Source organism: Nocardioides alpinus, assembly GCF_900112035.1.
GTDB lineage: Bacteria > Actinomycetota > Actinomycetes > Propionibacteriales > Nocardioidaceae > Nocardioides > Nocardioides alpinus.
Map to the genome: position 1 here is coordinate 29,903 of NZ_FOKC01000012.1, position 25,591 is coordinate 55,493.

At 72.3% G+C, this 25,591-nt stretch carries 24 protein-coding genes; 4 read left to right on the forward strand and 20 right to left on the reverse strand.

From position 1 onward, the window contains the following. Nucleotides 1–25: 25 nt before the first annotated feature. From coaBC to BM127_RS18655, 13 genes are all read right to left on the reverse strand, one after another. Nucleotides 26–1,255 carry a bifunctional phosphopantothenoylcysteine decarboxylase/phosphopantothenate--cysteine ligase CoaBC gene (coaBC, locus tag BM127_RS18600; RefSeq protein WP_091201056.1) on the reverse strand — a complete coding sequence of 410 codons (1,230 nt, stop codon included), beginning with the start codon at nucleotides 1,253–1,255 and terminating at the stop codon, nucleotides 26–28. Nucleotides 1,256–1,268: 13 nt separating this feature from the next. Then, nucleotides 1,269–1,580 carry a DNA-directed RNA polymerase subunit omega gene (rpoZ, locus tag BM127_RS18605; RefSeq protein ID WP_056600245.1) on the reverse strand — a complete coding sequence of 104 codons (312 nt, stop codon included), beginning with the start codon at nucleotides 1,578–1,580 and terminating at the stop codon, nucleotides 1,269–1,271. Between the two features lie 15 nt (nucleotides 1,581–1,595). Next, nucleotides 1,596–2,174, reverse strand: a complete 579-nt coding sequence (gmk, locus tag BM127_RS22620) for a guanylate kinase (RefSeq protein ID WP_198554342.1) — start codon at nucleotides 2,172–2,174, stop codon at nucleotides 1,596–1,598. Next, nucleotides 2,171–2,494, reverse strand: a complete 324-nt coding sequence (gene mihF, locus BM127_RS22625) for an integration host factor, actinobacterial type (protein WP_198554341.1) — start codon at nucleotides 2,492–2,494, stop codon at nucleotides 2,171–2,173. Before mihF ends, gmk begins: the two co-directional genes overlap by 4 nt. Before the next feature lie 130 nt (nucleotides 2,495–2,624). Then, nucleotides 2,625–3,608, reverse strand: coding sequence for a Gmad2 immunoglobulin-like domain-containing protein (locus tag BM127_RS18615; RefSeq protein WP_139227801.1), 984 nt, complete (start codon nucleotides 3,606–3,608; stop codon nucleotides 2,625–2,627). Next, nucleotides 3,605–4,042 carry a hypothetical protein gene (locus tag BM127_RS18620; protein ID WP_091201060.1) on the reverse strand — a complete coding sequence of 146 codons (438 nt, stop codon included), beginning with the start codon at nucleotides 4,040–4,042 and terminating at the stop codon, nucleotides 3,605–3,607. Before BM127_RS18620 ends, BM127_RS18615 begins: the two co-directional genes overlap by 4 nt. Then, a complete protein-coding gene (gene pyrF / locus BM127_RS18625) occupies nucleotides 4,039–4,863 on the reverse strand; it encodes an orotidine-5'-phosphate decarboxylase (protein WP_091201062.1) in 825 nt (274 codons plus the stop codon). The genes BM127_RS18620 and pyrF overlap by 4 nt, the downstream gene beginning before the upstream one ends. Further along, the gene (locus BM127_RS18630) at nucleotides 4,860–5,696 is read right to left on the reverse strand and encodes a nitronate monooxygenase (RefSeq protein WP_091201064.1); all 837 of its coding nucleotides are present in this window, start codon (nucleotides 5,694–5,696) and stop codon (nucleotides 4,860–4,862) included. The genes pyrF and BM127_RS18630 overlap by 4 nt, the downstream gene beginning before the upstream one ends. Then, nucleotides 5,693–6,502, reverse strand: coding sequence for an iron-sulfur cluster-binding protein (locus BM127_RS18635; RefSeq protein WP_091201066.1), 810 nt, complete (start codon nucleotides 6,500–6,502; stop codon nucleotides 5,693–5,695). Before BM127_RS18635 ends, BM127_RS18630 begins: the two co-directional genes overlap by 4 nt. Nucleotides 6,503–6,520: 18 nt before the next feature. Further along, complete coding sequence (locus BM127_RS18640; RefSeq protein WP_091201068.1) at nucleotides 6,521–7,564, reverse strand: quinone-dependent dihydroorotate dehydrogenase; 1,044 nt, start codon at nucleotides 7,562–7,564, stop codon at nucleotides 6,521–6,523. Next, nucleotides 7,561–10,929 carry a carbamoyl-phosphate synthase large subunit gene (carB, locus tag BM127_RS18645; RefSeq protein ID WP_091201069.1) on the reverse strand — a complete coding sequence of 1,123 codons (3,369 nt, stop codon included), beginning with the start codon at nucleotides 10,927–10,929 and terminating at the stop codon, nucleotides 7,561–7,563. The genes BM127_RS18640 and carB overlap by 4 nt, the downstream gene beginning before the upstream one ends. Nucleotide 10,930: 1 nt before the next feature. Continuing rightward, a complete protein-coding gene (carA, locus tag BM127_RS18650; protein ID WP_091201071.1) occupies nucleotides 10,931–12,100 on the reverse strand; it encodes a glutamine-hydrolyzing carbamoyl-phosphate synthase small subunit in 1,170 nt (389 codons plus the stop codon). Nucleotides 12,101–12,227: 127 nt separating this feature from the next. Continuing rightward, a complete protein-coding gene (locus tag BM127_RS18655) occupies nucleotides 12,228–13,847 on the reverse strand; it encodes an ATP-binding cassette domain-containing protein (protein WP_091201075.1) in 1,620 nt (539 codons plus the stop codon). A 170-nt stretch (nucleotides 13,848–14,017) separates the two neighbouring features. Here BM127_RS18655 and BM127_RS18660 point away from each other — a divergent pair, with 170 nt between their 5' ends. Further along, nucleotides 14,018–15,256 carry an acetyl-CoA hydrolase/transferase family protein gene (locus tag BM127_RS18660; protein WP_091201076.1) on the forward strand — a complete coding sequence of 413 codons (1,239 nt, stop codon included), beginning with the start codon at nucleotides 14,018–14,020 and terminating at the stop codon, nucleotides 15,254–15,256. Between the two features lie 4 nt (nucleotides 15,257–15,260). On the opposite strand, the gene BM127_RS18665 is transcribed toward BM127_RS18660, so the two are convergent. Continuing rightward, complete coding sequence (locus BM127_RS18665) at nucleotides 15,261–16,109, reverse strand: VOC family protein (RefSeq protein WP_091201078.1); 849 nt, start codon at nucleotides 16,107–16,109, stop codon at nucleotides 15,261–15,263. A 34-nt stretch (nucleotides 16,110–16,143) separates the two neighbouring features. Between BM127_RS18665 and BM127_RS18670 the strand changes: the two genes are divergently transcribed. Beyond that, nucleotides 16,144–16,875: a VOC family protein gene (locus BM127_RS18670; protein ID WP_091201080.1), complete on the forward strand. Its 732-nt coding sequence runs from the start codon at nucleotides 16,144–16,146 to the stop codon at nucleotides 16,873–16,875. Nucleotides 16,876–17,088: 213 nt separating this feature from the next. Here BM127_RS18670 and BM127_RS18675 read toward each other — a convergent pair whose 3' ends face one another. From BM127_RS18675 to BM127_RS18690, 4 genes are all read right to left on the reverse strand, one after another. After that, nucleotides 17,089–18,357 carry a dihydroorotase gene (locus BM127_RS18675; RefSeq protein WP_091201082.1) on the reverse strand — a complete coding sequence of 423 codons (1,269 nt, stop codon included), beginning with the start codon at nucleotides 18,355–18,357 and terminating at the stop codon, nucleotides 17,089–17,091. Beyond that, on the reverse strand, nucleotides 18,357–19,313 hold the full coding sequence (locus tag BM127_RS18680) for an aspartate carbamoyltransferase catalytic subunit (protein WP_091201084.1): 957 nt from the start codon (nucleotides 19,311–19,313) through the stop codon (nucleotides 18,357–18,359). The genes BM127_RS18675 and BM127_RS18680 overlap by 1 nt, the downstream gene beginning before the upstream one ends. Continuing rightward, nucleotides 19,310–19,879: a bifunctional pyr operon transcriptional regulator/uracil phosphoribosyltransferase PyrR gene (gene pyrR / locus BM127_RS18685; protein WP_091201086.1), complete on the reverse strand. Its 570-nt coding sequence runs from the start codon at nucleotides 19,877–19,879 to the stop codon at nucleotides 19,310–19,312. Before pyrR ends, BM127_RS18680 begins: the two co-directional genes overlap by 4 nt. A 105-nt stretch (nucleotides 19,880–19,984) precedes the next feature. Then, the gene (locus tag BM127_RS18690; RefSeq protein ID WP_091201088.1) at nucleotides 19,985–21,265 is read right to left on the reverse strand and encodes an acetyl-CoA C-acetyltransferase; all 1,281 of its coding nucleotides are present in this window, start codon (nucleotides 21,263–21,265) and stop codon (nucleotides 19,985–19,987) included. Nucleotides 21,266–21,418: 153 nt separating this feature from the next. Between BM127_RS18690 and BM127_RS18695 the strand changes: the two genes are divergently transcribed. Both BM127_RS18695 and BM127_RS18700 read left to right on the forward strand, forming a co-directional pair. Then, complete coding sequence (locus tag BM127_RS18695) at nucleotides 21,419–22,753, forward strand: 3-oxoacyl-ACP reductase (RefSeq protein WP_091201089.1); 1,335 nt, start codon at nucleotides 21,419–21,421, stop codon at nucleotides 22,751–22,753. Beyond that, nucleotides 22,753–23,640, forward strand: a complete 888-nt coding sequence (locus tag BM127_RS18700) for a MaoC/PaaZ C-terminal domain-containing protein (protein ID WP_091201091.1) — start codon at nucleotides 22,753–22,755, stop codon at nucleotides 23,638–23,640. Before BM127_RS18695 ends, BM127_RS18700 begins: the two co-directional genes overlap by 1 nt. Before the next feature lie 37 nt (nucleotides 23,641–23,677). Here the strand turns inward: BM127_RS18700 and BM127_RS18705 are convergent, their stop codons facing one another. Then, nucleotides 23,678–24,544: an acyl-CoA thioesterase gene (locus BM127_RS18705; RefSeq protein WP_091201092.1), complete on the reverse strand. Its 867-nt coding sequence runs from the start codon at nucleotides 24,542–24,544 to the stop codon at nucleotides 23,678–23,680. After that, nucleotides 24,544–25,494: a PAC2 family protein gene (locus BM127_RS18710; RefSeq protein ID WP_091201094.1), complete on the reverse strand. Its 951-nt coding sequence runs from the start codon at nucleotides 25,492–25,494 to the stop codon at nucleotides 24,544–24,546. Before BM127_RS18710 ends, BM127_RS18705 begins: the two co-directional genes overlap by 1 nt. Nucleotides 25,495–25,591: the final 97 nt, after the last annotated feature.

The window sequence follows — 25,591 nt, forward strand, 5'->3', positions numbered from 1 at the left end:
CTGACCAGCATCCGGGACGGCTGTCTCACTCGGCGAATCGCCGGGAGACCTCGTCCCAGATGACGTGCGCGAGCGCGGTCTTGCTGCCCCGGGGCACCTCGACGGCTGCGCCGTCGGCACCGAGGATGACCGCTTCGTTGTCGGCGCTGCCGAACACCGCTCCCCCGCTCACGTCGTTGACGACGAGGAGGTCGCAGCCCTTGCGCGCGAGCTTGGCCCGGCCGAGGTCGAGGACCGAGCCCGTGGCGTCGCCGGTCTCGGCCGCGAAGCCGACGATGACCGCGTCCGGGCGGGCCCGGTCGTGCGAGATCTCGGCCAGGACGTCGGGGTTCTGGGTCAGCTCGATCGACGGCGAGGAGCCGTCGTCGGCCTTCTTGATCTTGGCGTCACTGACCGAGGTGGGTCGGAAGTCGGCGGGGGCCGCGGCCATCACCACGGCGTCGGCGGTCGCCGTCGCGGCGAGCACGGCCTCGCGCAGCTGGTCGGTCGTCTCCACCCGTACGACGCTGACGCCGGCGGGGTCGGCCAGCGACACGTTGGCGCTGACGAGCGTGACGTGCGCTCCCCGAGACGCGGCGGCCCGGGCCAGGGCGTAGCCCTGGAGGCCAGACGACCGGTTGCCGAGGAACCGGACCGGGTCGAGGTACTCACGCGTGCCGCCGGCGGAGACGACCACCTTGAGGCCGGAGAGGTCCTGCGGGGCGCCGCCCTGGTGGAGCCGGGCGCGGTCGAGGACGCCGCTCACGAGCTCGAAGATCTCGGCGGGCTCGGGAAGCCGGCCCTTGCCGGTGTCGGCGCCGGTGAGCCGGCCCTCGGCCGGCTCGATGACGATCGCGCCGCGCTGGCGCAGCGTGGCGACGTTGGCCTGCGTCGCGGGGTGCTCCCACATCTCGGTGTGCATCGCTGGGGCGAAGACCACCGGGCAGTGCGCCGTGAGGAGTGTGTTGGTGAGCAGGTCGTCGGCCAGCCCGTTGGCGGCCTTGGCGAGCAGGTCGGCGGTCGCCGGGGCGACGACGACCACGTCGGCCTGCTGGCCGATGCGTACGTGCGGCACGGCGTGCACGTCGCTCCACACGTCGGTGGAGACCGGCTTCCCCGAGAGCGCGGCCCAGGTGGGGGCGCCGACGAACTCGAGGGCCGCAGCCGTGGGCACGACGGTGACGTCGTGCCCCGACTCGGTGAAGCGACGCAGCAGCTCGCAGGCCTTGTAGGCCGCGATGCCGCCCGAGACGCCCAGGACGACCCTCGAGGTCATCGTGAGGCTCGCGTCACTCCGTGGCGTCGCCGGCAGCGGCCTCGGCGGCAGCGGCCTCGGCGGCGGGGTCGATGTCCTCGCAGGTCAGGAGGTCGTCGTTGATCTCGCGGAGCGCGATCGAGAGCGGCTTCTCCTGCACGTGGGTGTCCACGAGGGGACCGACGTACTCGAGCAGGCCCTCGCCGAGCTGGGAGTAGTAGGCGTTGATCTGGCGGGCGCGCTGGGCGCTGTAGAGCACCAGCTTGTACTTGCTGTCGGTCTTGGAGAGCAGGTCGTCGATCGAGGGGTTGGTGACGCCCTCGGCGGCGATGGTGGGAGAAGCCACGGTGTTGGTGCCTCGCTAGTCAGATCGGTTGGAAACGGGTCCAACCATCAAGGCTACCAACTGCTCGGCTGCAGCGTGAACTTCGTGGTTGACGATGGTCACGTCGAACTCGCTCTCGGCGGCGAGCTCGGCCCGCGCGGTCTCGAGCCGACGCTCCCGCTCGGCCTCGCTCTCGGTGCCGCGGCCGACGAGACGGCGTACGAGCTCGTCCCACGACGGCGGCTTGAGGAAGACCAGCACCGCCTCCGGCATGTTCTCGCGCACCTGGCGCGCGCCCTGCAGGTCGATCTCGAGCATCGCCGGCTGGCCGGCGGTCAGGGCTGCGTCGACGGGTCCGCGGGGCGTGCCGTAGCGGGCCGCCTTGTGGACCACGGCCCACTCGAGCAGCTCGCCCTGGGCGACCATCGCGTCGAACTCGTCGTCGGAGACGAACCAGTAGTGGACGCCGTTCACCTCGCCGGGTCGCGGCGCCCGGGTGGTCGCGGAGACGGAGAGCCAGACCTCGGGGTGCCGGCGACGTACGTCGGCCGCGACGGTGCCCTTGCCGACCGCGGTCGGACCGGCGAGGACGATCAGGCGGGAGGGCTCGGTCACGACGCGTCGGGGCCGAACTCGCGCTCGAGCGCGGCGACCTGGTTGACGCCCAGGCCTCGCACCCGGCGGCTCTCGGCGATGCCGAGGCGCTCCATCGTCTGGCGGGCGCGGACGCGTCCGAGGCCGGGGACCGACTGCAGGAGCTCGACGACACGCATCTTGCCGATGACCTCGTTGGTGCGGCCCTCCTGCAGCACGTCGAGGATCGACCCACCGGAGTTCTTGAGGCGGTTCTTCACCTCGGCCCGCTCGCGTCGGGAGGCCGCAGCCTTGTCGAGGGCTGCCTGGCGCTGCTCGGGCGTCAGAGGGGGCAAGGCCACGAAAGCTGTCCTTCTGCATCGGATTGAGGTGGGTCCGGCTCGGTTCGGGTCAATCTAGTCAGAACGCGACGGGGCAGGCAATCGGGCCACCACCACCGGGCGGCGGAGTGATCCTCGCAACAGGGGCGGATCACTCCGTCTGGTCGATCGTGATCGTCTTCGTCTCGATCTCGGGGCCGTCGCTGCCCTGGGCGATCCCCACGGGGTCGTCTGTGAGGGCCTCGAGCGTGTAGGTCCCGGAAGGCCAGCCGGTGGTGTCCAGGACGTACGTCCAGGGGAAGAGCCGCCCGCAGCACTGCTCGGCCTGCGCGCCGTCCTCGAGGACGACCCGGCCCCGCTGGTCCCGGACCCGCACCCCGACGGTGCCCTCGAAGGACTCTGCGAGGCCGGAGACCTCCACCACCCCGTCGACCGGGGACCCGTCCGCGGGCGTGAGGATGTTGACCGCGCTCAGCACCCCGCTGTGGTGGGCTGCCAGGTAGGTGTCGTCGGGGCCGGTCGCCGGCACTCCCAGCAGGTCCGTGACGGGATCGTCGTCGCGACCGGTGCTGAACCTGACGGGCGCCCGGATCCCGCCGACCGAGTGCAGGGTCCACACCACCTGCTGGATCGCCAGGTGCGCCTCCCGCATCGACGTGCCCGCGGGTCGCCGGGTCCGCCGACCGTCGCGCAGGCGCACCCGGTAGTAGCCCTCGTCCCCGTCCCAGAAGAGCCTGACGGAGGCGATGGCACCGCCGCTCCACAGCGACGTGTAGTCCGGGTCCACGGGAGCACCACCCGTCGCCTCGCGCGTCGCCGGCAACAGGTCGCCGCGCCCGTCGAACGTCGACTGCTCGGCGAAGAGCAGCAGCTCACCGGTGCGAGCGCGACGTCCGGCGTAGTAGACGAGCCCCGTCGGCGGCGCCGCAGCGGCACCGAGGCGCCCGCTGGTGCGTTCCTCTCCGGGCTCCGCCGCGGGAGTCGGGTCGTCCTGGGTGGACGTCGCGCTCGGCGCCTGTGAGGGCGGCGGCGAGGGGGCGTCGGCCTCGGTCCCGGTGCTGGTGCAGCCGGCGAGCGCGCCCACCACCGCGAGTGCGGCAGCGAGGGCGGTCCACCAGGACCGGTCGGTGCTCATCGCGACAGCGGCGTCCCGCACACGTCCAGCGCGTGCTGCTCCACCGCTGCCATCGCGGTGACGGTCTGCTCGGACCCGACAGTGCGGGCGGCGGCCTCGATCTCCGCGCGGGCCCCGTCGTCGAGATCGGCGGGCGGGTCGTCGGCGGCGTACGTCGACGGGTCGACGCCGTGCTCGGTGAGGACGTCCTCGAGCTCCCGCAGCGGGTCGACGACGGCGGCCCAGTCGTCGGCGATGTCGCGGGGTGCTGCCTCGCGGAGGTCGTCGTAGGTGTCGAGCGCACCGAACAGTGCGCCCGCGTCCTCGGAGGCGGCGATGTCCGAGAGTGCGGCCTGGTGCTCCTCGACCTTGTCGCAGTAGTCGGCCTGCGGGTCGTCGGAGCAGCCAGAGGCGAGGAGGCAGACGAGGAGCGGGACGACGACGAGCGGTCTCACACGCCCAACTCTTGCACGGCGGAGGTGCCGCGCAGGGCCGCGTCGCGCAGGGCAGTGACGTCGGGCCCGGCCTGCAGGACCTCGCGCGAGGAGCTGGGCAGCGCCCAGCGGGCGGAGGTGCCGAAGATCCGGGCCAGGTCGGCGGTCGTGCCGCCCTGGGCGCCGTAGCCGGGCACGAGGAACGGGCCGTTGATGTCGAGGTCCTCGTCGTGGTCGCCGATGGTCGCCCCGACGACGGCACCGAAGGAGCCCACCGGCGTGGCGCCCGCGTTGAGGTGGCGGAGGTGGTCGAGCATCGCCCCGGCGACCGTGCCCCCGCCGGTCTGCGCGCGCTGGACCTCGGGGCCCTCCTTGTTGGAGGTGAGCGCGAGGACGAACAGGCCAGCGCCGTGCTGGTGGCACGCGTCCACCATCGGGTCCAGCGAGCCGAAGCCGAGGTAGGGGCTGGCGGTGATCGCGTCGGAGGCGAGCGGCGAGGTCGGGTCGAGGTAGGCGTCGGCGTACGCCTGGCTGGTCGAGCCGATGTCGCCGCGCTTGACGTCGAGCAGCACCAGCGCACCGGCGGCGCGGGACTCGGCGATGACGCGCTCCAGCACCGCGATGCCGCGGCTGCCGAAACGCTCGTAGAACGCGCTCTGCGGCTTCACGACGCTGACCACAGGCGCCACGGCCTCCACCACGGTGAGGGCGAAGCGTTCGAGGGACGCGACGTCGTCGTCGAGGCCCCACTCCTTGAGGAGGGCGGCGTGGGGGTCGATGCCCACGCAGAAGCGACCGCGCTCCTCGATCGCCTGGGCCAGCCGGGTGCCGAACGGGGTCATGGGTCCTCCTGGTGGGACGTCTCGAGGTCGGCCCTGAGGCGGGCCAGCGTGGTCGGGTCGTGGAGCAGGGCGGTGCCGACCTGGACCGCCGAGGCGCCGGCACGCAGGTAGGCGGTGGCGGAGGCGGCGTCGCGTACGCCGCCGCAGGCGATCAGGGGGACCTCGGGCACGGTCTGGTGGACGGTGGCCACGCATCGCAGGGCGATCGGTGCGATCGCGGGACCGCTGAGTCCGCCCGCCCTCCCGTCGGGGAAGGCGGCCGGGACGGCGTTGCCGACCACGACTGCCGTCGCGCCGGCCTCGTGGCAGGAGCGGGCGCCCTCGACGATGCGCGAGACATCGGGGCGGAGCTTGGCCAGCACGGGCCGGTCGGCGGGGAACTCACGACGTACGGCGGCGATGACACTGGCCGAGTGGTACGGCTCGCGGACCTCGAAGAGCCCGACCCCGACCTCGTCGGGAGCGCCGACGTTGACCTCCAGCCCCGCGACGCCGGGCGCGCGGCTGAGGCGGCGTGCGAGGTCGGCGTACTCCCCCATCGTCGCGCCGGCGATCGACACGATGACGCGCGCACCCGCGCGGACCAGCCACGGCAGCTCGGTCGCGAGGAAGTGCTCGAGGCCGGGGTTGGGCAGGCCGACCGCGTTGACAATCCCCCCTGGCACCTCGACGAGGCGCGGCCCAGGGCCACCGGGCCGGGCGTCGAGGGTGATCGAACGGGTGACGAAGTCGAGACCGTCGAGCCCTGCTGGTCCGAGGTAGGGCTCCAGCTCGCGTCCGGTGCCACCGCAGCCCGCGGCGACCATGACCGGGCCGGGCACCCGCGCGCTCACATTGCCTCCCAGCGGACGCGGTCGCCCCGGACGACCGGTCCCTCGGTGCAGGCACGGATGACCCGGTCCACGCCGTCCTCACCGACCACCGGGAGCGGGCACCCGTGGCACAGGCCGGTGCCGCACGGGGTGGGAACCTCGACCGCCACCTGGCTCCAGGCTCCGGCGCGTTCGGCCGCTGCGGCCGCTGCGCGGATCACAGCGGTGGGACCGGCGGCGTAGACGACGTCGGCGTTGCTGCGGACCAGCAGGTCGTCGACGTGGTCGGCCACCGTGCCGCGCTGGCCCACGGAGCCGTCGGCGGTGAGGACCGTGACGGAGCGGGCCGAGCGCCGCGCCTCGAGGGCGGAGAGCAGGTGCGCCTCGTCGGGGGCGCTGACGAGCAGGGAGACCTGGCAACCGCGCTCGCGCAGCCGCTCGGCCAGCGGGAACAGGGGCGCCGCGGCGTAGCCCTCGCCCACGAGCAGGCAGGAGACCGGGTCCTTGGGCAGGGCGAACGGACGCCCCAGAGGGCCGGTGATCGTCACGCGCGCGCCCACCGGTTGCGCGGCCAGCCACGCCGTGCCGCTCCCCCGGGTCTCGACCACGACGTCGAGGGTGGGCCCGAAGGCGCTGGACGCGCGGACACGGTGGACCCACAGCGCTCGTCGGGCGACGTGCCCCTCGACGGTGACCGCGACGAAGTTGCCGGCCCGGAAGCTCTCCGGGACGCCGGGAGCCGTGAGGGTGAGGTGCCGGTAGCCGCCGATGCGTTTCGTCGCCACGACCTCGCCGGTGACGTGCACCGGCGCGCGCGACTCAGCCATGGGCCTCGGGCATCCGTGTCACGTGCCCTGGGCCAGTCCCCGCACGATGCGGCGCGGCCACAGCGGGCCTTCGTAGACGAACCCGGTGTAGCCCTGCAGGAGGTCCGCCCCGGCCTCGAGCCGGCGCCGTGCGTCGTCGACGGTGGTGATGCCACCCACGCCGATCAGCGTGAGGTCGGCCCCGACCCGCTGGCGGAGGAGGCGTACGACCTCCTCGGACCGCTGGGTGAGTGGCCGACCGCTGAGTCCACCGGCGCCGACCTGCTCCACGACCTCCGGTGCAGTGGCGAGGCCGTCGCGGCTGATCGTGGTGTTGGTGGCGATGATGCCGTCGAGGCCGCTCGCGAGGGCGAGGTCGGCGACCGCGAGCACGTCGTCGTCGCTGAGGTCGGGGGCGATCTTCACCAGGAGCGGCACCCGGTGGTCGGGGCGCACCTCGTCGGCGCGACGGCGTACGGCGTCGAGCAGGGGCGCGAGCTTCTCGACGGCCTGCAGGTCGCGCAGCCCGGGGGTGTTGGGCGAGGAGACGTTGACGACGAGGTAGTCGGCGTAGGGGGCGAGCAGTCCCGCCGACTTCTCGTAGTCACGGGACGCCTCCTCCTCGGGGACGACCTTGGTCTTGCCGATGTTGACACCGAGGATCACCTCGTCGGTCGAGCGGCGTCGAGACTCGCGCCACGCGGCCAACCGCCGCGCCACCACCTCGGCGCCGTCGTTGTTGAACCCCATCCGGTTGACGATCGCCCGGTCGGCAGTCAACCGGAACAGCCTCGGCTGCGGGTTGCCCGGCTGGCCCTCGCCGGTCACGGTGCCGATCTCGACGTGGCCGAACCCGAGCGCGGCGAGTCCGTCGATGCCGACGGCGTTCTTGTCGAAGCCGGCCGCGAGGCCGAGCGGGTGCGGGAACGACAGGCCCAGCGCCCGCACGGGCGCCGACGGCATCCGCAGGACGCGCCCGGTCACCGGCACCGCCGCCCGGACCGCGCGGAACGCCGCGCGGTGGATGCGTTCGGGGTCGACCCGGGTCAGGGCCTGCTCGAAGAGGACGTCGTACGGCTTCATGGCCTCGACTCGGCTCGACCGGCATGGGGCCGCATCTTCGCCCAGTCCTGGAGGGACCGGACGCCGATGTCGCCGCGGCGCATCGCCTCCAGCCCCTGCACGGCGGCGCCCAGGCCCTGGATGGTCGTGATGCAGGGGATGTCGGTGGACACCGCGGCGGTGCGGATGTCGTAGCCGTCCATCCGCGGCGAGCCTCCGCTGGTCGCCCCGTGGGGCGTGTTGATCACCAGGTCGACCTCGCGCGCCCAGATCAGGCCCACGATCGTCGGCTCACCGTCGGGTCCCTCGCCCTCGGAGTGCTTGCGCACGACGGTCGCCTGGACGCCGTTGCGGCGCAGCACCTCGGCGGTGCCGGCGGTCGCGAGGATCTCGAAGCCCATGTCGGCGATCTGCTTGACCGGGAAGATCATGTGCCGCTTGTCGCGGTTGGCGACCGACACGAAGACCTTGCCCGACAGCGGCAGCGAGCCGTAGGCCGCGGCCTGGGCCTTGGCGAACGCGGTGCCGAAGACGGCGTCGAAGCCCATCACCTCACCGGTGGAGCGCATCTCCGGACCGAGCAGCGCGTCGACCGTGCGGCCGTCGGCGGTCTTGAAGCGGTCGAAGGGCATGACCGCCTCCTTGACCGCGATCGGCGACCCGTCGGGCAGGTGCCCACCGTCGCCCGTCGCAGGCAGCACACCCGCCGCGCGCAGGTCGGCGATGGACTCGCCGAGCATCACCCGCGCCGCCGCCTTGGCCAGCGGCGTGGCGGTGGCCTTGGAGACGAACGGCACCGTGCGCGAGGCGCGCGGGTTGGCCTCGAGCACGTAGAGCACGTCGGAGGCGAGGGCGAACTGGATGTTGAGCAGTCCCCGCACGTCGAGGCCGCGGGCGATCGCCTCGGTGGAGCGGCGGATCCGGTCGATCTCCTCGCGCCCCAGCGTGATCGGCGGCAGCGCGCACGACGAGTCACCGGAGTGGATGCCGGCCTCCTCGATGTGCTCCATCACGCCGCCCATGAAGAGCTCGTCGCCGTCGAAGATCGCGTCGACGTCGATCTCGACCGCGTCGTCGAGGAACCGGTCGACCAGCACCGGCTGGCGCTCGTTGATCAGCCCGTTGGCGACGTACTTCTCGAGGTAGGCCTCGAGCGCGCTGTCGTCGTAGACGATCTCCATGCCGCGCCCGCCCAGGACGTACGACGGGCGCACGAGCACCGGGTAGCCGATCTCGTGCGCGATCCGCTGCGCCTGGGGGTAGGACGTCGCGGTGCCGTGCTTGGGCGCCGGGAGGCCGGCGTCGGCCAGGACGCGACCGAAGGCGCCGCGCTCCTCGGCGAGGTGGATCGACTCCGGCGAGGTCCCGACGATGGTGACGCCGGCGTCCGCCAGGCCCTGGGCCAGCCCGAGCGGGGTCTGGCCACCGAGCTGGCACACGACGCCGGCGATCGGACCGGCCAGCGTCTCGGCGTGGACGATCTCGAGGACGTCCTCGAGCGTCAGCGGCTCGAAGTAGAGCCGGTCGGAGGTGTCGTAGTCGGTGCTCACCGTCTCCGGGTTGCAGTTGACCATGATCGTCTCGTAGCCCGCCTCGGCGAGCGCCATCGACGCGTGGACGCAGCTGTAGTCGAACTCGATGCCCTGGCCGATGCGGTTGGGGCCGGAGCCGAGGATGATCACGGCCTCCTTGCCCTCCGCCCGCGGCTCGACCTCGGTCTCCTCGTCGTAGGACGAGTAGTGGTAGGGCGTGCGGGCCGCGAACTCGGCGGCGCAGGTGTCGACCGTCTTGTAGACCGGCCGGATGCCGAGCGCGTGGCGCACGCCGCGGATCACGTCGGAGCTCAGGCCGCGGATCCGGCCGATCTGCTCGTCGGAGAAGCCGTGGCGCTTCGCCAGTCGCAGCAGGTCGGGTGTCAGCTCTGCGGCGTCGATGAGCTGGACCGCCACCTCGTTGATGAGCGCGAGCTGGTCGAGGAACCAGGGGTCGATCTTGGTGGCCTCGAAGACCTCCTCGGGCGTGGCGCCCGCGCGGATCGCGTCCATCACCTTCTTGAGGCGACCATCGGTCGGGACCTTGATCTCCTCGAGCAGCGCGGCCTTGGACTCCGCTGAGGCGAGGTCGTCGTCGAAGTGCTTGTGCCAGTCGAACGGCGCGTGCTTGCTCTCGAGCGAGCGCAGCGCCTTCTGCAGCGCCTCGGTGAAGTTGCGCCCGATGGCCATCGCCTCGCCGACCGACTTCATGTGGGTGGTCAGCGTCGGGTCGGCCTCGGGGAACTTCTCGAAGGCGAACCGCGGCACCTTCACCACGACGTAGTCGAGGGTCGGCTCGAAGGACGCGGGTGTGCTCGACCCGTCCTCGCGCGCCGTGATGTCGTTGCGGATCTCGTCGAGGGTGTAGCCGATGGCGACCTTCGCGGCGATCTTGGCGATCGGGAAGCCGGTCGCCTTCGACGCCAGGGCCGAGGACCGCGAGACGCGCGGGTTCATCTCGATGACGATGAGGCGGCCGTCCGCCGGGTTGACGGCGTACTGGATGTTGCAGCCGCCGGTGTCGACGCCGACGGCGCGGATGATCGCGATCGCGAGGTCGCGCATCTTCTGGTACTCGCGGTCGGTGAGCGTCAGCGCGGGTGCGACGGTGATCGAGTCGCCGGTGTGGACGCCCATCGGGTCGAGGTTCTCGATCGAGCAGACGATGACGCTGTTGTCGGCGCTGTCGCGCATGACCTCGAGCTCGTACTCCTTCCAGCCGATGATCGACTCCTCCAGGAGCACCTCGGTGGTCGGGCTGGCGGCCAGTCCGGAGCCGCCGATGCGGCGCAGGTCGGCCTCGTCGTAGGCCATGCCCGATCCGGTGCCGCCCATCGTGAAGGACGGGCGGACGACCATCGGGTAGCCGAGGTCGTCGGCGGCGGCGAGCAGGTCGTCGATCGTGTGGCAGATGACGCTGCGCGCACTCTCGCCGCCGAGCTGCTCGACGATCTTCTTGAACTGCTGGCGGTTCTCGCCACGCTCGATCGCCTCGATGGACGCGCCGATCAGCTCGACGCCGTACTTCTCGAGCACGCCCGCCTTGTCGAGGGCCATCGCGCAGTTGAGGGCCGTCTGCCCGCCGAGGGTGGCCAGCAGCGCGTCGGGGCGCTCCTGGGCGATCACCTTCTCGACGAAGTCGGGCGTGATCGGCTCGACGTAGGTCGCGTCGGCGAACTCGGGGTCGGTCATGATCGTGGCCGGGTTGGAGTTGACGAGGATGACCCGCAGGCCCTCCTCGCGCAGCACCCGGCACGCCTGGGTGCCGGAGTAGTCGAACTCGCAGGCCTGGCCGATGATGATCGGCCCGGAGCCGATGACCATCACGCTCTTGATGTCGGTGCGCTTCGGCATGTCAGGCCTCCGTCGGGCTGGTCGAGCGTGTCGGAACCGACCCCATGAGATCGGCGAAGCGGTCGAAGAGGTACGCCGCATCGTGCGGGCCGGCGGCCGCCTCGGGGTGGTACTGGACGGAGAAGCTGGTGAGGGCGCCCGCTGCGTCGCGCAGCTCGAGCCCCTCGACGACGTCGTCGTTGAGGCAGACGTGGCTGACCGTGACCTCCCCGAACTCCGTGCTGGTCGAGCCCTCGAGCGGCGCGTCGACCGCGAAGCCGTGGTTGTGCGCGGTGACCTCGACCTTGCCGGTCGTGCGGTCCATCACCGGTTGGTTGATGCCGCGGTGGCCGTACTTGAGCTTGTAGGTGCCGAAGCCGAGTGCGCGACCGAAGAGCTGGTTGCCGAAGCAGATGCCGAAGTAGGGCAGGCCGGCGCGCAGCGCCCCCTGCAGCAGCTCGACCTGGGCGGTCGTGGCCGCAGGGTCGCCGGGGCCGTTGGAGAAGAACAGTCCGTCGGGGGCGACCGCCTGCACGTCCTCGAGGCTCGAGGTCGCGGGCAGCACGTGCACCTCGATGCCGCGCTCGCTCATCATCCGGGGCGTGCTGGCCTTGATGCCGAGGTCGATCGCAGCGACCGTGAACCGCTTCTCGCCCTGCGCCGGCACGACGTAGGGCTCAGGGGTGGAGACCGCCTCGCTGAGGTTGGCGCCGGCCATCTCGCCGGACTCCAGCACCCGCTGGAGCAGCCGCTCGGGGTCGCTCTCGGTGGTGGAGATCCCGACGCGCATGGCGCCGCGCTCGCGGAGGTGGCGCGTCAGTGCCCGGGTGTCGATGCCGGAGATGCCGACGACACCCTGGTCACGCAGCTCGTCGTCGAGGGTGCGGACGCTGCGCCAGTTGGACGGCACGCGGGCGGGGTCGCGGACGACGTAGCCGGCGACCCAGATGCGCGAGGACTCCTGGTCCTCGTCGTTCATCCCGGTGTTGCCGATGTGCGGGGCCGTCATCACCACGACCTGGCGGTGGTAGCTCGGGTCGGTCAACGTCTCCTGGTAGCCGGACATGCCGGTGGAGAACACCGCCTCGCCGAAGGTCTCGCCGACGGCGCCGAACGACTCACCGCGAAAGGTGCGTCCGTCCTCGAGCACGAGCAGTGCTGATCGGGGCTGGGCTGGGGCAGGCAGAGCCATGCCGACCTCCTTCTCCGCCTCACAGGACGGATCGTTAAAGGATGTTCGAAGCGTCGCCGACCCTACCAGCGCGCCCGCCCCTTCCGGGCATCGCGTCCACGGCTCGGCCGGTCGCCGGGTCGGCGTCTCACCAGGGGGTGAGCGTGATCTCGGGACCGGGCCAGCGGCGGCGCAGCCAGCGGTCGTGCGAGGCCAGGACGACCCCGCCCGGGGACGCTGCGAGCGCCTCCTCGAGCTCGCCGGCGAGGGCCAGTGAGACGTGGTTGGTCGGCTCGTCGAGCAGCAGCAGGTCGGGCGTCGCGGCGATCGCGACCGCGAGACCGAGCCGGCGCCGCTGGCCGACCGACAGGCTGCCGACCGGCGTCCGGTGGTCGCGCGGGTGCAGGAGCCCCAGGTCGCGCAGGGAGGGCGGGTCGACGAGCGCCCTGACCGCGAGGTCGTACGTCGACAGCGCGGAGCGTGCCGGGTCGGCGACCGCCGGGTCCTGGGTGACCTCGCGCACCGTTCGCGCGGTGACGTCGACGGTGCCGGCCGTGGTGCGGAGCCGACCCGAGAGCACCCCGAGGAGCGTCGACTTGCCGGACCCGTTCGGGCCAGTGAGGAGCAGCTGCTCCCCCGCCGCCAGGTCGAGGCGCGAGACCCGCATCCGGCCGGCGACCTCCACATCCATGGCCTGCACCAGCCGGCCCGATGCCGGCGCCGTCAGCTCGCCACGGAAGGCGAGCGAGACCGGAGGCTTGCGCACCTGCTGCCGTTCCGCGATGTCCAGCCGACGCTGGGCGTCCTTCTTGCGGCGGGCGAGCGTCTGCTCCACGCGCCCGCCCTTGAAGGAGTAGATGAACTTGTCCCCGTCCGTCGGTCCGCGGTCGTGCGCGATCGCGCCGGTGCCGATCCTGGTCGCGGCCCGCAGCCGGCCGAGCTCCTCCTGCTGCGCGGCGTACGCCTCCTCCCAGCGGCGGCGCGCGTCCGCTCGGGCTGCCTCGTAGGCGCTCCAGCCGCCGCCGAAGCGACGACCACCCCCGCCGTCGGTGCCGAGCTCCCCTGCATCGAGGTCGACGAGGTCGGTGCAGGTGTCGTCGAGAAGGACCCGGTCGTGGCTGGCGAGCACGACCACGCCGGGGAGGTCGCTCAGGAAGGCCGTGAGCACGTCGATCGCGTCGTCGTCGAGGTGGTTGGTGGGTTCGTCGAGCAGCAGGCACGACGGTCGGGTCGTCATGATCGTGGCGAGCGCGAGCCGGGTCCGCTGGCCGCCCGACAGGGTGCCGACCGGTCGTTCCACGTCGAGCGCCTCCAGCCCGAGCCGCTGGGCCGCGACCGCCGCACGTCGGTCGGCATCCCACGCGTCGTGGGCGAGCGCCTGCTCCAGTGCGTGTCCGTAGGCCGCATCGCCGTCCTCGGTGCCGACCGACGCGGCGAGCCGTTCCACGTCGGCCACGGCAGTGCGCAGCGGGGCGAGGGTCAGGGCGAGCACCTCGGCGATGGTCGCGCGATCCCGGAAGGGCGGCTCCTGCCCGAGGAGGACGAGGTCCGCCGGCGCCCGGACGGTCCCGGAGAGCCGTGCGGTCGCGGGCAACCGGCCGGCCACGGCACGGAGCAGGGTGGACTTGCCGACACCGTTCTCCCCCACCAGACCGATGCGGCGCCCGGGCTGGGCGAGCAGGTCGACCCCAGCGAGGACCGTCCGGTCGGGATAGGTCACCGACAGTCCGGACACGACGAGGGGAGCATGGATGGTGGGCGCAGGCATGCGGCGGTCCTTCGCGATCAGGAGGGGATTCGCCGGGCAGGAGGGCGCGCTGGGGCGCCGCCGCGGACGCGAGTCGGGTTCAGTCCTGGATCCACATGAGGACCAAAGCCTAGGACGAGCGGGCCGGATGGCCCACCGGTTTTCGGCGCCGTGCTGTCACGCTGTCCCGCATGCGCGTCGTCGAGCTCGACCTGGCCGTCCGCGCGGTGCGCGAGCACTGCGGGTCCCTCGACCGGACGCCCCGTGTGGTGACCAGCGGCAACTTCGCCTCGCCGGTGGTCCTGCTCGGCCCCCTCCTGGCTGAGCTGCCTGCGGCGCGCCTCCATGCGCTCAACGCGCAGCGCGAGCTGCCGATCCACGACGGCGTGGTCCCCGAGACGACCTTCGTCGGCCCTGGGTTCCGCCGGCACCCGCGCCTGTCGTACGTCCCCTGCCGGTTGTCGATGGTGCCGAGGCTCTTCCACGGGCCCCTGGCCCCCGACGTCGTGGTCGTCCACACCACCACCCCGCGGGACGGCATGGTGTCGCTCGGCCTCGAGGTCAACGTGCTCCCCGCCGCGATCGAGGCGGCCCGGGCGCGGGGCGCGCTGGTGATCGCCCAGCTCAACCCCCGGATGCCGTGGACCTTCGGCGACGCGGAGGTCTCGGTCGACGACATCGACCTCGGCGTCGAGGTCGATGCACCGCTGGCCACGCACACGGCCCGGCCCCCGAGCGACGACGCCCGGCTGATCGGGTCGCGGGTCGCGGCCGAGATCGGTGACGGCGCCACCCTGCAGGCCGGCATCGGCGAGGTCCCGGACGCCACGATCGCCGGGGTCCTCGCGCGCCGCGGCCTGCGGATCTGGACCGAGATGTTCAGCGACGGCGTCCTCGCCCTGGAGGAGGCCGGTGCCCTCGACCGCGGCACCCCGGCGCGTACGTCGTTCGTGTTCGGCAGCCAGGAGCTCTACGACTGGGTCGACGACAACCCGCGGGTGCGGATGCTGCGCACCGAGACGACCAACTCCCCCGCCGAGATCGCGCGGCAGCCGGCCATGACCTCGATCAACACCGCGCTCCAGGTCGACCTGTTCGACCAGGCCAACGCCTCACGCATCGACGCCCGGATCTACAGCGGCTTCGGCGGGCAGACCGACTTCACCGTCGGGGCCAGCCACTCCCCCGGCGGTCGGGCCTTCATGGCGCTGCGCAGCTGGCACCCGCGTGCCGACGTCTCCACGATCGTGCCGCTGGTCGACGAGCCGGTGACGTCCTTCCAGCACGGCGCCGTCGTCACCGAGCAGGGCATCGCGTGGATGTGGGGTCGTGACGAGCGGGAGCAGGCGCGCAACCTGATCGAGCAGGCCGCCCACCCCAGCGTGCGCGACGACCTCTGGGAGGAGGCGCGGGCCCTCGGGCTGGCGTGATCCTTCAGGTCCAGCGCGCCTGCATCACGTCGTACGGCCCCGCCGGTCCGTCCTGCCCCTCGGGCACGACGTTGCGCATGACCATCTCGAGCGACGCGGAGCCGACCGTGACGTCGACCTCCCAACGCCACCCGGGCGCGTAGTCGTACCCGACGGACCACGACCCTCCCGCTCCCGTGCCGCCCAGGAGCACGACGTCGGGCTGGTGCCAGCTGTCGACCCAGGAGCCGGTGACGGCTCCGTCGTCCGCAGGGACGCCCAGCACGAGCGTCCCCGTCTGCTCGCCGTCGTCGGGGTGGGCCCAGGTGTAGGTGATCAGGGTCGCGCGGCCCGCAGCCACCTCGTCGATCACGACGGTGGAGCGCGCCGGAGCGAGCTCCTCGGTGGGCATCAGGCGGAAGGCACACGTCCCGGTCAGCGTCCGGGGCACGTCCCCCGGGGAGGACGGCGCCACGAACACGCAGAAGACGTGGCCGGCCGGGCTGGCATAGGCACGCAGTGGCTCGTCGGGGTCGTCGGCGCGGTCGAGGCGGAGCTCCCCGCCGAGCGCGAGCACCCGGTCGTGGACCGCGTCGAGGTCGTGTCGATTCGGCACCGTGGTGTCGAGGTGGCTCACCGACGGATGGCCGGGCTCCGGCCAGCGGCTGGCCGGCAGCGACTCCACCTCCTGGATCGCCAGCGCGCGCCGCCCGTCGTGATGGGTGAGCACGAGCCAGTCGACGTCGTCCTTGCCGTCGGTCGCCTCGTCGCCGGGGCGGTAGGCCAGACCGAGAAGCTCGCGCCAGAACTCCGCCTCGCGCCGGGCGTCGCGGGCGTCGAGGACCGTGTGCAGCAGGTGCGGGACGTCGCTCATCTTCTCGACCCTACGAGATGTCAGGATCGGCGTCATGCGCCCTCTGCCGTGGATCCAGGTCTTCCTCGACACCCCGGCTGCGGCCTTCGACGACGCGGTGGCCTTCTGGTCGGCGGTCACCGGCTGGACGCCGTCGGAGCGACGGGGTGAGGACGGTCAGTTCCTCACGCTGGTGCCGCCGGCCGGATCGGCGTACGTCAAGGTGCAGGCCGTCGACCGGCCCTCGGGCATCCATCTCGACCTCGACACCGCTGACCGGCCCGCCAGCATCGAGCAGGCCCGCACGCTGGGAGCGACCACCGCGTGGAGCTATCACGACGTGGAGGTGATGCGGTCGCCCGGTGGCTTCCTCTTCTGCCAGACCCTGCGGGACGGTGCGCCCGCCCTGGTGCGCGACGGGTCGACCATCCTCGACCAGGTCTGCCTCGACATCCCGTCGAGCTCGTGGGACGTCGAGGTCGCCTTCTGGCGCGACCTCACCGGCCGGGAGCTGCAGGAGGCCACGGCGCCCGGCTTCGCGAGGCTCGTGGCTCCGGACCAGCCTCGCCTCCTGCTCCAGCGCCTGGGTGAAGGCGACGGGCCGGTGCGCGCCCACCCCGACCTCGCCACGTCCGACCGCGCGGGCGACACCGACCGTCACGTGGAGCTCGGCGCGAGCGTCGTGGGAGTGCACGCCTACTGGACGGTCCTGTCCGCGCCGGGCGGCCAGGTCTACTGCCTCACGGACCGCGACCCGCTGACGGGCGTGGTGTCGCCCCGGGGGTGACCCGCGGCGGGCGCGCCCGCTCCGCGCCTGCGTGCGGTCGCCCGGGCCCGAGGGTGGCGGCACACGACATCGAAACCGACCCGCCACGTGTCGTCCGCCGCCACTTTCGCGGGCCAGGCCTCCAGGGTGGCGGCACACGACATCGCAACCGACCCGCCACATGTCGTCCGCCGCCACCTTCGCGGGCCGGGGCGGTCGTCGGGTGCCGCTGCGTCAGGCCAGCGCGCCGTCGCGGACCGTCACGCGGCCGGCGTACACGGTGTGCACGACACGCGAGGTGAGGTGCCGCCCGTGCCACGGGTTGTTGCGTGACAGCGAGGCCGAGGCGTCGCGGTCGACGGTGATCGCGGCGTCCGGGTCGACCAGTACGACGTGGGCGGGCGAGCCCGGGGCCAGCGGCCGGCCCTGGTCGGCGAGCCCGGCGATCCTGGCGGGCGTGAGCGACATGACCCGCGCGACGTCGGTCCACGACAGGTCCGGCATCGCCATCCGGACGACACCCAGTGCCGTCTCCAGCCCGAGCATCCCGAAGGCCGCGTCGACGAAGGCGTGCTCCTTGTCGTGGCGCGCATGGGGCGCGTGGTCGGTGGCGACCGCGTCGATGGTGCCGTCGGCGAGCGCCCCGCGGAGCGCGTCGACGTCCTCCTGCGGCCGCAGTGGAGGGTTGACCTTGTAGGTCGGGTCGTAGCCGGTGAGCAGGTCGGTGGTCAGCAGCAGGTGGTGGGGCGTCACCTCGGCGGTGACGTCGATGCCCTGGGCCTTGGCCCACCGCAGCACCTCGACCGAGCCGGCGGTCGACACGTGGGCGACGTGGACCCGCGAGCCGGTGTGGCGGGCGAGCATGACGTCACGCGCCACGATCACCTCCTCGGCGATGCCGGGCCAGCCGGGGAGGCCGAGCCGCCCGGACAGCTCGCCCTCGTGGCAGCACGCGGCGGAACCGGCGAGCGACGGGTCCTGCGAGTGCTGGGACACCACGCCGCCGAACGCCTTGACGTACTCCAGGGCCCGGCGCATCACGCGCGCGTCGTGGACGCACCTGCCGTCATCGGAGAAGACTGTGACGCCGGCACGCGAGCGGTGCATGAGGCCGAGCTCGGCGAGCTCCTCGCCGCCCAGTCCTCGGGTCACCGCGCCCACCGGCTGCACGTGCACCAGGCCGGCCTCGCGACCGAGCTCCCACACGCGGGTGGCCGCCTCGGCGGTGTCGGTGACGGGCGAGGTGTTGGCCATGGCGAGGATCGCGGTGTAGCCGCCCAGCGCTGCTGCCTGCGAGCCGGTGAGGATCGTCTCGGCGTCCTCGCGTCCGGGCTCGCGCAGGTGGGTGTGCAGGTCGACGAGCCCGGGCAGGGCGACCAGGCCGTCGGCGTCGATCGTCTCGGCGCCCGACGGGGCGGCCTCCACGAGGAGGCCGCTGTCGTCGACGTAGAGGTCGCCTGCCTGCTCGCCGAGCAGCGAGGCTCCCTTGATCACCAGCGACATCAGGCCATCCCTCCATCGGTCTCTCCGGCAAGCAGGTGGTAGAGCACGGCCATCCGGATCGCGAGCCCGCTGGAGACCTGCTCCAGCACGGCCGACTGCGCGGCGTCGGCGGCGTCGGCGGCGATCTCGAGCCCGCGGTTCATCGGCCCGGGGTGGCAGATCGGTACGTCGGGCCTCAGGAGCGCGAGCCGGTTGCGGGTCAGCCCGTAGCCGACGGTGTACTCCCGTGCGCTCGGGAAGAACGCGCCGGACATCCGCTCCCGCTGCACGCGCAGCATCATGACGGCGTCAGGCTCGCCGTGGACGCCGTCACCGCGCAGCACGTCGTCCAGGTCGTACGACGTCTCGAAGCCCGCCGCTGCCGACCATGTGGTGATCCCGCTCGGCATCAGGGTGGGCGGAGCCACGACGGTGACGCGGGCGCCGAGTCGGGTCAGGCACTGGATGTTGGACCGGAAGACGCGGCTGTGGGTCAGGTCGCCGATGATCGCGACATGTCGGCCCTCGAGCGAGCCGAGCCGGCGCTGCAGCGTGTACGCGTCGAGGAGCGCCTGGGTCGGGTGCTCGTGCATGCCGTCACCCGCGTTGATGACCGCTGCGTCCACCCACTCGCTGACCTGGAGGGCCGCGCCGCTGGCGGGGTGGCGGATGACGAGGCCGTCGACGCCCATCGCGCAGACCGTGAGCACGGTGTCGCGCAGGCTCTCACCCTTGGACGTGCTCGACCCCTTGGCGCTGACGTTGATCACGTCGGCGGAGAGCCACTTGCCGGCGATCTCGAACGACGAGCGCGTGCGGGTGGAGTCCTCGAAGAACATGTTGACGACCGTGCGTCCGCGCAGCGCGGGCAGCTTCTTGACCTCACGGCCCTGCACGTCGTGCATGTCGGCGGCCGTGGCGAACAGCGCGTGGATCTCGTCGGTGGAGAGGTCGTCGATCGAGAGCAGGTGCTTCACGAGATGCTCACCTCGTCGGTGCCGTCGACCTCGACGAGGCGGACGCTGACGCGTTCGGCCAGGGCACTGGGCAGGTTCTTGCCGACGTGGTCGGCACGGATCGGCAGCTCGCGGTGACCGCGGTCGACCAGCACTGCGAGGCGTACGGCGGAGGGGCGACCGAGGTCGGCCAGCGCGTCGAGGGCCGCGCGGATGGTGCGGCCGGAGAAGAGCACGTCGTCCACCAGCACGACGACCTTCCGGTCGATGCCACCGGGCGGCAGCACGGTCTTGTGCGAGCGCCGGGTGGGCTGCGAGCGCAGGTCATCGCGGTAGAGCGTCACGTCCAGCTCGCCGACGGCCACCGGGGCACCCTCGACCGCGGCGATCTTCTCCGCGATCCGGCGCGCGAGCGGCACGCCACGGGTGTGCAGCCCGAGGAGGACGAGGTCGTGCGCGCCCTTGTTGCGCTCGAGCAGCTCGTGCGAGATGCGGGTCAGCGCCCGGGAGATGTCACGGGCGTCCAGGACGGTGTGATCCGCACGGTCGCTCACGGGACCAGGGGTGGTGTCGTCGGGGGCAGGCATCTGCGCGCCGGACCTCCTTCTCCGCCTCACGGGACGGCTCGTTAAAGGATGTCGATCGGTGTGGACCCTACCGGACGCCGACCGGGACGGGTCAGCGCTCGAGCCTCAGCGTTCGAGGATGGCGACCACACCCTGCCCGCCGGCCGCGCAGATCGAGATCAGGGCGCGACCCTTGCCCTTCTCGGCGAGCAGCTTGGCGGCCACCGGGATGATCCGACCCCCGGTCGCGGCGAACGGGTGCGCCGCGGCCAGCGAGGAGCCGTTGACGTTGAGCAGCTCGCGGTCGATCGAGCCCAGCGGGCCGTCGAGGCCGAGGCGCTCCCGGCAGAACACCGGGTCCTCCCACGCGGCCAGGGTCGAGAGCACCTGCGAGGCGAACGCCTCGTGGATCTCGTAGAAGTCGAAGTCCTGCAGGGTCAGGCCGTTGCGCGCCAGCATCCGCGGCACGGCGTACGCCGGTGCCATCAGCAGCCCCTCGTGGCCGTTGACGTAGTCGACGGCCGAGGTCTCCGCGTCGACGAGGTGCGCCAGCACCGGCAGCCCGCGCTCCTCGGCCCACTCGTCGCTCGCGAGCAGCACCGCGGACGCGCCGTCGGAGAGAGGCGTGCTGTTGCCGGCGGTCATGGTGGCGGCCACACCCCGTCCGAAGACCGGCTTGAGGGTGGCGAGCTTCTCGACCGAGCTGTCCGGGCGCAGGTTGTTGTCGCGCTCGACGCCGCGGAACGGTGTCACCAGGTCGTCGTGGAAGCCCTCGTCGTAGGACCGCGCGAGGTTGTGGTGCGAGCGGGCAGCCAGCTCGTCCTGGGCCTCGCGGGTGATCCGCCACTCCAGGGCGGTGAGGGCGGCGTGCTCGCCCATCGACAGGCGCGTGCGGGGCTCGCCGTTCTGGGGGATGTCGAGACCGATGTCTCCGGGCCGGATGGCGCCGAGCGCCTTGAGCTTGCTGGTCGTGTCCTTGGCGGAGTTGACCTTCATCAGCTTCTTGCGGAGCTTGTCGCTGATCGCGACCGGCGCGTCCGAGGTGGTGTCCGTGCCGCCGGCGATGCCGGCGTCGATGACACCGAGGGCGATCTTGTTGGCCACCTGGATGGCCGCCTGCAGGCCGGTGCCGCACGCCTGCTGGATGTCGGTCGCGGCGGTCTCGGGGGCGAGCTTGGAGCCCAGGACCGACTCGCGGGTGAGGTTGAAGTCGCGGCTGTGCTTGAGGACCGCACCGGCCACGACCTCACCGAGGCGCTCGCCCTGCAGGTCGAACCGGTCGACGAGCCCGTCGATGGCGGCGGTCAGCATCTCCTGGTTGGAGACCCCGGCGTAGACCGTGTTGGACCGGGCGAACGGGATGCGGTTGCCGCCGACGACGGCGACGGGACGGGTGGTGGGCTGCATGTTCCTATCCTTGCCTGTGTGGTGTCCCGCGCCAACGGTGTGAGGGCCACGTCACGAAAAGTGGACTCGGAGTTGCACTCCGAGTTACATGTCTCTCGCCTGTCCGCACCCGACCCGCACCCGCCCCCTACCTGAAGAGGAGCCACTCAGTCGATGAGCGACCGCTACCAGGGCTTCACGTCCACCTCGATCGGCCGGCTGTTCGTCAAGAACCTCGGCCTGCCCGACCCCACCGCGCTCGAGCGCTGGTCCGAAGGTGCTCCCCTCGTCGACGGCGTCGTGGTGCTCGGCGGCTCGGGTCGCCTGGCCGAGGTGCTGCCCACCACCCTCGACGGCCTCGGCATCGCATCGGCCGGCGAGCTCGTCGAGGGCACCCGGGCCAAGGCCCTGGTCTTCGACGCCACCGGCATCGAGGACACAGCCGGGCTGGTCGCACTCCAGGAGTTCTTCACCCCGCTGATGCGGCGCCTCGAGTCGTGCCCCCGTGTGCTGGTGATCGGTACGCCGCCGGAGCTCAGGTCGGGCTCCGAACGCATCGCGCAGCGCGCCCTCGAGGGATTCACGCGCTCGCTCGGCAAGGAGATCGGGCGCGGCGGCACCGTCCAGCTGGCCTACGTCGCCCCCGCCGCAGACGGCGCCCTTGCCTCCACGCTCGCGTTCTTCCTCTCCCCCAAGTCGGCCTACGTCTCGGGCCAGGTGGTCCGGGTCGGCGTCCACGGGGCCACCACGACCGACGAGGTCACCGACTGGACCCGCCCCCTGGCCGGCAAGGTCGCCCTCGTCACCGGTGCCAGCCGCGGCATCGGCGAGGAGATCGCCCGGGTGCTGCACCGCGACGGCGCGAAGGTCGTCGGCGTCGACGTGCCCCAGGCTGCCAGCGAGCTGCAGACCCTCATGACTGAGCTCGACGGCGACCACCTCGTCCTCGACATCACCGCCCAGGACGCGCCGCAGCGCATCGCCCACCACCTCCGCAAGCACCACGGCGGCGTCGACGTGGTCGTCCACAACGCCGGCATCACCCGCGACAAGAAGCTCGCCAACATGGCCGAGGACCGCTGGAGCAGCGTCATCGCCGTCAACCTCACCGCGCCCGAGCTCATCACCCGCGAGCTCCTCGACGCAGGCGTCGTCCACGCCGGCGGTCGCATCGTCGGGGTCGCCTCGATCGCCGGCATCGCGGGCAACGTCGGCCAGACCAACTACGCGACCTCCAAGGCCGGCGTCATCGGCCTCGTCGAGAGCCTGCGCGACGAGCTCGAGGACGGCATCACCGTCAACGCCGTCGCGCCGGGCTTCATCATCACGCAGATGACCGCCGCGGTGCCGTTCGCGACGCGCGAGGTCGGTCAGCGGCTCAACGCCCTGTCGCAGGGCGGCCTGCCGGTCGACGTGGCCGAGACCATCGCGTGGTTCGCCAGCGCCGGATCGGGCGCGGTCAACGGCAACGTGGTCCGCGTGTGCGGCCAGATGATGCTGGGCGCCTGATGGCGATCCGGGAGTCGAAGACCCTGTCGGGCGAGCCCGGCGGACTGAGCACGCTGGTCCGCGCCGCGCTGCCGGCGGTGCCGGGCGTCAACCGGCTGCCCGGGGTGCGCAAGGCCCCGGCGAGCGGGTTCACCGGCCTGGCCTACCACCGCGGGCAGGTGGTGACGGAGCGCGCCCGCGTCGATGCGTACGCCGCGGTGTGCGGGTTCCCGCGCAAGGACGTCGTACCCGTGACGTTCCCGCACCTGCTGGCCTTCCCGCTCCACATGGCGATCATGAGCGACCCGGCCTTCCCCTATGCCGCGATCGGGATGGTGCACGTCGAGAACACCCTCACTGCCCACCGCCCCATCCGCATCGGCGAGGCGCTGGACGTGACGACCGAGGTCCTGGCTCCGCGACCGCACGCGAGGGGCGTCCTGCTCGACTTCGTCACCACGGTCTCCGGTGCCGGCGAGCCCGCGTGGGAGTCGACCTCGACCTACCTGCGACGGGGCCGCTCGGTCGACGGCGACACCACCACCGGCCTGGTCATCGCCGACCCGCCCTCCGGTGGCATCGAGTGGCGGCTGCCCGCCAACCTCGGCCGGACGTACGCCTCGGTGTCGGGCGATGCCAACCCGATCCACCTCCACCCCCTGACCGCCAGGGCGTTGGGCTTCCCGCGCCAGATCGCCCACGGGATGTGGACCTTGGCGCGCTCCGTGGCGGCCATCGAGAACCGCCTGCCGGGCGCCGTGACCGTCGACGTGGCCTTCAAGAAGCCGGTGTTCCTGCCGAGCACCGTGGCCTTCGCGGCGCGCGAGGACGGGCCCGGCTGGACGTTCGCCCTCACCGACCCGAAGGACGGATCACCCCACCTGCAGGGCCGTACGACCCCCGGCTGACCCTCGGATGTCGGACGCGGGAGGCAGGGACGGGTCGCTACGTGCGGTCGTCCCGCAGGCGGATCAGGCCCTCCTGGGCCACTGTCGCCACGAGCTCGCCCGACTGCGTGAACACCCGCGCCAGTGCGAGGCCACGCGCCCCGCCTGCGAAGGGTGAGAACTGGTCGTAGAGCCACCACTCGTCGGCCCGGAAGGGCCTGTGGAACCAGATGGTGTGGTCGAGCGACGCCGGCTGGAGCCGCGGGGAGGCGATGTGGATGCCGTGCGGGACGAGCGCGGCACCGAGCAGGGTGAGGTCGCTGGCGTAGGTGAAGGCTGCTGTCTGGACGGTGGGGTCGTCGGACAGGGTGCCGTCGACCTTGATCCAGAGCCGGGCCCGCGCCGGATGCTCCGGGTCGTCGGGGATCCCGCGGCCCGTCACGCCGACATGACGGATGTCGAGGGCCGACCACTCCCGCTCCCAGTGCTCGGCGGCCTCGGGCCCCTGCTGGCGAGCCAGCTCGACCAGCGGCATCCCGTGCTCGGGGCCGACGACCTCGGGCATCCGGTCCTGGTGCTCGAGCCCCGGCTCGGGGATCTGGAAGTTGGCGGTCATGTAGTAGATCGGGCGGCCGTGCTGGCGCGCGGAGACGCGGCGGGTCGCGAACGCGCGTCCGTCACGGATCCGCTCCACGTCGTAGACGATCGGCACCGTGGTGTCGCCGGGACGCAGGAAGTAGGAGTGGAGCGAGTGCAGCACGAAGTCGCCCTCGACGCTGCGGGTCGCCGCGACCACGGCCTGCGCCGCGACCTGCCCACCGAAGACGCGTTGGCGCTCGGTGTGGGCCTGGGCTCCGCGGAACAGGTCGACCTCGAGCGTCTCGAGCTCGAGCAGGTTGACGAGCTCCTCGGCGCTGCCGGCCATCAGCGGTCCTCCCAGCCGGAGCCGGGGTCCTCGCCGTTGTCCTTGGACTGGTCGTCGAGCTCGGCGAGGAACGCCTCGAAGTCGCGCCCGATCTCCTCCCCGGTCGGCAGGGGCCCGTCGCCGGCCATCAGCGACGTGCCCGCCGCCTCGGCCTCGCGGAAGGAGTCGTACTGCTGCTCCAGGCCGCGGACGACGTCGCCGACCTCGTCGTGCGAGGAGAGATAGCGGTCGACCTCGGTCTCGGTGATCTCGGCGGCCTCGCGCAGGTCGCTGAGGTCGATCGTCAGCCGACCACCGATCTCGAGGTGCTCGAGCAGCACCAGCGCGGCCTGGGGGTACTCCATCTGGGCGAGGTAGTGCGGGATGTGGGCGACGAACCCGAGCGCGTCCAGCCCCCACTCCCCCAGCCGGATCTCGAGAAGCGCCTGCGCACTGGCCGGCACGCGCAGCTCGCCCTGCCACGGGCTCTCGCCGGGCACGAGCTCGGGGCGGTTGGCGTGGGGCGTGATCGCGATCGGCCGCGTGTGCGGGACAGCCATCGGCACCGCGCCCATGCTCACGACCCGCGAGACGCCGAAGTGCTCGATGACCTCGCGCACGGCACGGGCGAAGGCCTCCCACCGGATGTCGGGCTCGGGCCCGGTGAGCAGCAGGAACGGCGTACCGCCGGTGTCGCGGAGGGCACGCACGACCAGGCGCGGGGCCTCGTAGTCGGAGTAGTGGTCGCGGACGAAGGTCACCGGCGGGCGGCGCGCGCGGTAGTCGTGGAGCGAGTCGACGTCGAAGGTCGCCACGATCTTGCCCTCGGACAGCTCGGCGAGGTGGCCCGCGGCGAGCTCGGCGGACTTGCCGGCGTCGAGGAATCCGGTCAGGACGCAGACGAGCGTGAGGTCACCGGCGTCCACCAGGACCTCGGCGTCGTCGACGATGTGCACGAGGCGTTCGACCATGCACCAACCCTAGTGTCCGCACACCAGTGACCCGACACACACCCGGTGCGATGGGCAGGCGTTGTTACTCGGGGGTAACGTGTCCCCGTCCTGTGTG

Coding starts and splice junctions, on each gene's coding strand:
- BM127_RS18675 (WP_091201082.1), bottom strand. CDS start 18,357: ATGTCGCTGGTGATCAAGGGAGCCTCGCTGCTCGGCGAGCAGGCAGGC.
- BM127_RS18665 (WP_091201078.1), bottom strand. CDS start 16,109: ATGAGCGACGTCCCGCACCTGCTGCACACGGTCCTCGACGCCCGCGAC.
- pyrF (WP_091201062.1), bottom strand. CDS start 4,863: ATGACCCCGTTCGGCACCCGGCTGGCCCAGGCGATCGAGGAGCGCGGT.
- BM127_RS18635 (WP_091201066.1), bottom strand. CDS start 6,502: ATGGCTGAGTCGCGCGCGCCGGTGCACGTCACCGGCGAGGTCGTGGCG.
- pyrR (WP_091201086.1), bottom strand. CDS start 19,879: ATGCCTGCCCCCGACGACACCACCCCTGGTCCCGTGAGCGACCGTGCG.
- coaBC (WP_091201056.1), bottom strand. CDS start 1,255: ATGACCTCGAGGGTCGTCCTGGGCGTCTCGGGCGGCATCGCGGCCTAC.
- BM127_RS18615 (WP_139227801.1), bottom strand. CDS start 3,608: ATGAGCACCGACCGGTCCTGGTGGACCGCCCTCGCTGCCGCACTCGCG.
- BM127_RS18705 (WP_091201092.1), bottom strand. CDS start 24,544: ATGGCCGGCAGCGCCGAGGAGCTCGTCAACCTGCTCGAGCTCGAGACG.
- BM127_RS18660 (WP_091201076.1), top strand. CDS start 14,018: ATGCGCGTCGTCGAGCTCGACCTGGCCGTCCGCGCGGTGCGCGAGCAC.
- BM127_RS18710 (WP_091201094.1), bottom strand. CDS start 25,494: ATGGTCGAACGCCTCGTGCACATCGTCGACGACGCCGAGGTCCTGGTG.
- BM127_RS18700 (WP_091201091.1), top strand. CDS start 22,753: ATGGCGATCCGGGAGTCGAAGACCCTGTCGGGCGAGCCCGGCGGACTG.
- BM127_RS18695 (WP_091201089.1), top strand. CDS start 21,419: ATGAGCGACCGCTACCAGGGCTTCACGTCCACCTCGATCGGCCGGCTG.
- carB (WP_091201069.1), bottom strand. CDS start 10,929: ATGCCGAAGCGCACCGACATCAAGAGCGTGATGGTCATCGGCTCCGGG.
- BM127_RS18690 (WP_091201088.1), bottom strand. CDS start 21,265: ATGCAGCCCACCACCCGTCCCGTCGCCGTCGTCGGCGGCAACCGCATC.
- BM127_RS18640 (WP_091201068.1), bottom strand. CDS start 7,564: ATGAAGCCGTACGACGTCCTCTTCGAGCAGGCCCTGACCCGGGTCGAC.
- BM127_RS18655 (WP_091201075.1), bottom strand. CDS start 13,847: ATGCCTGCGCCCACCATCCATGCTCCCCTCGTCGTGTCCGGACTGTCG.
- carA (WP_091201071.1), bottom strand. CDS start 12,100: ATGGCTCTGCCTGCCCCAGCCCAGCCCCGATCAGCACTGCTCGTGCTC.
- BM127_RS18670 (WP_091201080.1), top strand. CDS start 16,144: ATGCGCCCTCTGCCGTGGATCCAGGTCTTCCTCGACACCCCGGCTGCG.